We start from the raw sequence: 276 nt of genomic DNA, 5'->3' as shown, positions 1-276 counted from the left end.
CCCTAAATAGTGGTGCGCCCTGGAGGATTCGAACCTCCGACCGCCTGGTTCGTAGCCAGGTACTCTATCCAGCTGAGCTAAGGGCGCAACGGTTTCGATATTAAGCTGTTAGTTAAGGCAATAAAGCAGTTAAGACTATAAAGCAAAACTAAACGTTCAACATCAGGATTAATGAAAACCCTAAATAGTGGTGCGCCCTGGAGGATTCGAACCTCCGACCGCCTGGTTCGTAGCCAGGTACTCTATCCAGCTGAGCTAAGGGCGCAACGGTTTCGA

General features: G+C 49.6%; 2 tRNA genes. Both read right to left on the bottom strand.

Annotated features, from left to right (window positions below):
* Positions 1-10 precede the first annotated feature (10 nt).
* Positions 11-87 (bottom strand) — tRNA-Arg (locus tag AACR09_RS00910).
* A gap of 101 nt (positions 88-188) precedes the next feature.
* A tRNA-Arg gene (locus AACR09_RS00905) sits at positions 189-265 on the bottom strand.
* Positions 266-276 lie beyond the last annotated feature (11 nt).

It is taken from the genome of Vibrio sp. OPT20 (genome assembly GCF_963889365.1).
Taxonomy (GTDB): Bacteria; Pseudomonadota; Gammaproteobacteria; order Enterobacterales; family Vibrionaceae; genus Vibrio; species Vibrio splendidus.
This window is presented reverse-complemented; position numbering and strand designations above follow the sequence as displayed.